The sequence below is a fragment of the Pengzhenrongella sp. genome (genome assembly GCF_036565025.1).
GTDB lineage: Bacteria > Actinomycetota > Actinomycetes > Actinomycetales > Cellulomonadaceae > Pengzhenrongella.
The window spans coordinates 1-5226 of record NZ_DATCNW010000122.1 but is presented as its reverse complement, the minus strand read 5'-3'; the positions used below and the strand labels follow the sequence as shown (position 1 = coordinate 5226).

At 72.8% G+C, this 5226-nt stretch carries 5 protein-coding genes and 1 riboswitch; of the genes, 3 read left to right on the top strand and 2 right to left on the bottom strand.

All coding sequences use genetic code 11. The features are described from left to right. Window positions 1-139 precede the first annotated feature (139 nt). Both murJ and VIM26_RS06915 read left to right on the top strand, forming a co-directional pair. The gene (gene murJ, locus VIM26_RS06920) at window positions 140-1921 is read left to right on the top strand and encodes a murein biosynthesis integral membrane protein MurJ (protein WP_331949618.1); all 1782 of its coding nucleotides are present in this window, start codon (window positions 140-142) and stop codon (window positions 1919-1921) included. Next, window positions 1914-3026, top strand: a complete 1113-nt coding sequence (locus tag VIM26_RS06915) for a glycosyltransferase family 4 protein (protein ID WP_331949617.1) — start codon at window positions 1914-1916, stop codon at window positions 3024-3026. The genes murJ and VIM26_RS06915 overlap by 8 nt, the downstream gene beginning before the upstream one ends. 135 nt (window positions 3027-3161) lie before the next feature. Continuing rightward, window positions 3162-3340: riboswitch (cyclic di-AMP (ydaO/yuaA leader) on the top strand. Between the two features lie 28 nt (window positions 3341-3368). Here VIM26_RS06915 and VIM26_RS06910 read toward each other — a convergent pair. Continuing rightward, the gene (locus tag VIM26_RS06910) at window positions 3369-3773 is read right to left on the bottom strand and encodes a hypothetical protein (RefSeq protein ID WP_331949616.1); all 405 of its coding nucleotides are present in this window, start codon (window positions 3771-3773) and stop codon (window positions 3369-3371) included. Here VIM26_RS06910 and VIM26_RS06905 point away from each other — a divergent pair. Beyond that, window positions 3763-4605 (top strand): hypothetical protein, encoded by an 843-nt coding sequence (locus VIM26_RS06905; RefSeq protein WP_331949615.1) that lies wholly within the window; start codon window positions 3763-3765, stop codon window positions 4603-4605. The two genes, VIM26_RS06910 and VIM26_RS06905, sit on opposite strands and share 11 nt — an antisense overlap. Before the next feature lie 146 nt (window positions 4606-4751). On the opposite strand, the gene VIM26_RS06900 is transcribed toward VIM26_RS06905, so the two are convergent. Further along, a partial coding sequence (locus VIM26_RS06900; protein ID WP_331949614.1) for an HNH endonuclease signature motif containing protein occupies window positions 4752-5226 on the bottom strand: 475 nt, incomplete at its 5' end.

Genomic DNA, 5226 nt, shown 5'->3' with positions numbered 1-5226 from the left:
CCGTCGCGCTGACCGTGGCGAGCGAGCGGGTCAGCTTCAGCAAGGTCATCGCGGCCACCCGCGGGCTGCGCGAGCTCGATGCCTGGGGCCGGCGTCCAGCGAAGGACGCCTCGGCGGCCGGGACGCAGGACCAGCCCGCGTGAGCCCGGGGGTCCGGCGCGGACTGTCCGGCCTGGTCGGCGCCGCGGCGCTGATCGCGGCGATCACGATCGTCAGCCGGCTGGTCGGTTTCGGGCGCTGGTTCGCGCAGTCCTACGCGGTCGGCGCGACCGCGACCGGCACCGCGTACGCGACCGCGAACCAGCTGCCGAACGTCTTCTTCGAGGTCGTCGCCGGTGGTGCCCTCGCGGGCGCCGTCGTGCCGCTGCTCGCCGGGCCGCTCGCCAAGAACCTGCGCGGCGACGTCGACCGGATCGCGTCGGCCCTGCTGACCTGGGCGATCGCGGTCTGCTTGCCCGCCGCGGTGCTGCTCGGCCTGCTGGCCCACCCGCTCACCGAGCTGCTGATCGGGACCCCGCAGCACGGCGAGCGGGCGGTCAGCGGCGCGACCCTCGACCTCGCCGGTCACCTGCTGATCGTGTTCGCCCCGCAGGTCGTGCTGTACGGGATCGGCGTCGTGCTCACCGGGGTCCTGCAGGCGCAGCGCAAGTTCGTCTGGCCCGCCGCCGCGCCGCTCGCCTCGAGCGTCGTGGTGGTCGCGAGCTACCTGGTGTTCCAGTCGCTGGCCGGCGAGGCGGTCCGGAACCCGGCCGCGCTGTCCTCGGACGCGATCGCCTGGCTCGGCTGGGGCACGACGGCGGGCGTGGCCGCGATGAGCCTGCCCTTGCTGATCCCCGTCGCACGCTCGGGCGTGCGGCTGCGCCCGACCTTCGGCTTCCCGCCCGGCGTCGCCGTGCGGGCCCGGCACCTCGCGGTCGCCGGGATCGGCGGGCTGGTCGCCCAGCAGGCCGCGGTGCTGGTCATCGTGTGGCTCGCCAACGGGCACGGCGAGCACGACGGCGGCACGCTCAACATCTTCCAGTACGCCCAGGCGGTCTACTTCCTGCCCTACGCGGTGCTCGCCGTGCCGCTCGCGACGGCGGCGTTCCCGCGCCTCGCCCAGCACGCCGCGACCGGCGACCACGCCGGCTACGCGCGCCTGGTGGCGCTGAGCACGCGCGCGGTCCTCGTGGTCAGTGCCGCGGGCGCCGCCGCGCTCGTCGCCGCTGCACCGGCGGTGACGGCGGTGTTCGCGTCGATCGATGCGAGCAAGAACGTGCTGGCGATCGCGGCGATGGCGCCGACGCTCACGGTGCTCGCGCCCGGGCTGCTCGGGTACGGGCTGATCTTCCAGCTGTCCCGCGTGCTGTTCGCGCTCGAGCGCGGCCGGGCGGCCGTGATCGCGGTCGCGACCGGCTGGTTCACCGTCGTGGTCGCCTCGGTGCTGGCGGTCGGGGCGTTCGCGCCGCGCGGCGGCGACGGGGTCGGCACGCTGCGCGGGCTCGCGCTCGGCAACACCATCGGCATGACCGTCGCCGGGATGGCCCTGCTGTTCGCCGTGTGGCGGTCCTCGGGCCGCGGGGCGCTGTCCGGCACCCCGCGCAGCCTCCTGGTCGCGGTCGTCGGCGCCGCGGCCGGCGCCATCGCCGGTCGCTGGGTCGTGGACGCGGTGCTCGGCCTCATCGATCCCGGTGTGCTGCCCGCGATCGTCGCGGGTCTGGGCGGCGCCGCCGTCAGCGCGCTGGCCGTGCTCGTCTCGGTCGGGGTTGCCGACCGGTCCACGTTCAGCGGCGTCTCGAACGCCGGGCGGGGCGTGGCCGGGACGGGCTCCGGCTCCGGCTCCGGAACGAGTTCCGGCTCCCGAACGGGCTCCGGCCCAGGCTCCGGAACCGGAACCGGCTCCGGCTCGAAAGCCCCGAAGGAAGAGGAACCCCGTGCGTGAACAGGCCCGTGTCCTGCTGGTGCTCGGCTCGAGCGCGGGCGGGGTCGCGCGGCACGTCGCGCAGGTCGCCGAGGCGCTCGGCATGCCGACCGCCGACGGTCCGGGTGCGGCCGTGCACGTCGCCGGCCCGCCGGCGCTCGCCGCGGACCTCGCCCCGGCGGGGGGCAGGGTCGTGTTCCACCCGGTGCCCATCACCGACCGGCCGCGGCCGGGCGACGCCGCCGTCGTCGGGCGGCTGCGGACCCTGGCGTCGGGCGCGGACGTGCTGCACGCGCACGGCCTGCGGGCCGGTGCGCTCGCCGTGCTGGCGGCCAGGAGCCTGCCGCGCGCCGCACGTCCCCAGGTGGTCGTCACGCTGCACAACCTGCCCGTGGGCGGCCGCGCGGTGCGCACGGTGTCCGCGGTGCTCGAGCGGGTCGTGGCGCGCGGCGCCGACGTCGTGCTGGGCGTCTCGGGCGACCTGGTCGAGCGCGCACGCGTCCTCGGCGCGCAGACCGTGGAGCGCGCCCTGGTCCCCGCGCCGGCCCGGCCGACCCCGGGTGCCGACCCCGCCGCCGTCCGCAGTGCGCTGGGCCTGTCCGACGGCGTCGCCCTCGTCCTCACCGTGGGCCGGCTCGCGCCGCAGAAGGGCCTGGACACCCTCGTGCACGCCGCCGCCCGGCTCTCGACGATCCACGCCGGCGCGGTCCTGTGGGCCGTCGCGGGCGACGGCCCGCTGCACGACCGCCTCGTCTCCCACATCGCCGAGCTGGACGCCCCGGTGCGCCTGCTCGGTCGCCGTTCGGACGTCGCGGACTTGTTCGCGGCGGCCGACGTCGTCGTGAGCACCGCGGTCTGGGAGGGCCAGCCGATCGGCGTCCAGGAGGCACTTCAGCTCGGTGCTGTGATGGTCGTCACGGACGCGGGCGGAACCCGCGAGGTGACCGGCGACACCGGTGCCGTGCTGGTCCCGGTCGGCGACGCGGACGCCATCGCGCAAGCGGTCGAAGCCCTGCTCACGGATCCCGCGGAGCACGCGGCGCAGTCGGCGCGAGCCCGCGCAAGGGCGGCGGACCTGCCCGATCTGGACGACGTCGTCGTGCAGTTGCGGCGCGTCTATTCCTGACGGAAAACCGACATTTCGGACCCTGTCGTGACCGGATTGTGATGCGCCGTGATCGTTTCGTGATCTGTGCCCGGAATGTGAGTTAGAGTTCCTCTGCCCGCGGTCCACCCGGGGGAGCCCGGGGTGGACCGCCGAATCCTGCCGCCACCGAAGGCAACACGACTTTCTCGCTGGCAGGAGCGGGGGACCCACCTTTTTACGGGCACCTGAAACGGTGTCCTTGGGGTTAAGACGGTCGAAAATTCTTCGACCGGCCGGGCGCACACTCCCGCCCGAACCCGACAGCTCACCCCGTAGGCGACCGGAGAGGTTCCCTATGAGCGCGCGCCACAACTCTGCCTGTCATCGAGCCGGTAGTCCCCGCATCTTCACGTCGGGCAGATCCGCGACCAGCACGACCGCACCCAAGGGGCGGTGGACCGCCGGTCTGGTCGTCGCCTGCTGCGGCCTGGTCATCTCGGGCCCTGCCTCGCCGGCCACCGCGGCCCCGGCCTCGACATCCCCGTCCATGCGAGCCGGCGAGGTCTCCTCGCGGAGCGTGTCCGCGCCGACGAGCGGGAAATGGACGTTCGACTCCCCGACGCTCACCGCGGTCACCGATCCGACGCCCACGCCCACGCCGACGCCCACCTCGACGCTGAGCTCGACCAGCCTGGCCGTCACCACGGATGCGACGGCGACGACGTCCAGCACGGTCTTCCGCACGGCCGCCATGTATCCCTGGTCGGTGCCGGCGATGGAGAACACCTCGGTCGGCTCGGGCGCGAAGTTCGAGTCCGCGTCGTCCACGATGACGCACGCCCTGCTGACCGGGACGCCGACGATCAACCGCGATCGGTGGTCCGTCAAGATCGCGCAGGCCAAGACGACCGACCCGTTCGTCACGCTGACCGACATCGGCAAGAGCCCCGCCGTCGCGCACAAGATCTACATTCCCGTCGGCCTCGAGCCCACCGCGGGAACCGACAAGCATGTCGGAATCATCCAGCCCGACGGTGTCACTCTTTATGAGGCCTACAAGTACAACAAGGTCGACGCGACGCATTTCACCAGCACCTACGTCAACGTCAATGACCTGCGCGGGGACGGTCTGCAGCGCGGTTCGCGCGCGTCGGGGATCAGCTTCCTGATCGGCCTGATCCGCAAGCACGAGATGGCCAACAAGGTCATCAACCACACGATTGCGATCGGCATGCCGGCGACGAAGATGAAGTCCGGTCCGGTGTGGCCGGCGCGGCTCCAGGACAAGCAGGTCGGCTCGAACGTCTACACCGGGTCGATCCCGATGGGCACGATGTTCGCCATTCCGCCGAGCGTGGACCTGACCAAGCTCGGTCTCACCCCGGAGGGCATGGCGCTGGGTCGCGCGCTGCAGAACTACGGCGGCCACGTGCTGGTGCAGTCGGGCACGGTCTCGCTGTACACGGAGCCGGACTCGGACCTCGCCGCGACGAACCGCATGAAGGCGGACTACCAGCAGAAGCTCTTCCCGCAACTGCGCCGCCTGGCCAACAACAGCGCCGACAACGTCAGCGGCGGCGGAACCCGCCGCGAGGCGGCACTCGCGCCCCTCGGCTAGCCCGCGGAGCCAGTCCGCGTGGCTCTCCGGCAAGCCCCTCGACGGGGCGCGTGCGGGTTCGTCACCCTGCGTCCCGTCGAGGCCCGCTTCGGTCGACCGCGTTCGACGACGTTGTCGACTCCCGCATTCCCACGCACCGCTCGTCCTCACTCGAGCATGAACGCGGGAACGGACATCCCGGTGTGCGGATCGGTCTTCCGCGTAAAATCGAGGTCGTCCGGCGGTGCCCCCGGAGGCGATGTCGCTCCCGGAGGCGGTGCTGCTCCCGGTGGTGCGCCGGGTTTGCGCCCGATGACTCGCCCGGTGGGGTCGGTGAACGTGTAGTCGACCGTGGCGAGCGTCCCGCGGGGTCGCGGGACTCCGTTCCGGTCGGGCCGTGGAGCGGGTTTCCTGGTGATGCTGAGGTCGAGTCGGTGCACCTCGTGATGATGGAAAGTGCAGAGCAGGATCCCGTTGTCGACCGAGGTCGAGCCGAAGTCTCGTTTCCACCAGCGGATGTGGTGGATCTGGCACCAGCGAGCGGGCTGGTCGCACTCGGGCCAGGCGCAGTGCCGGTCCCGGGCGATGACCGCGCTGCGCTGCACCCCGGTGAACAGCCGCTCCGAGCGTCCCAGGTCCAGC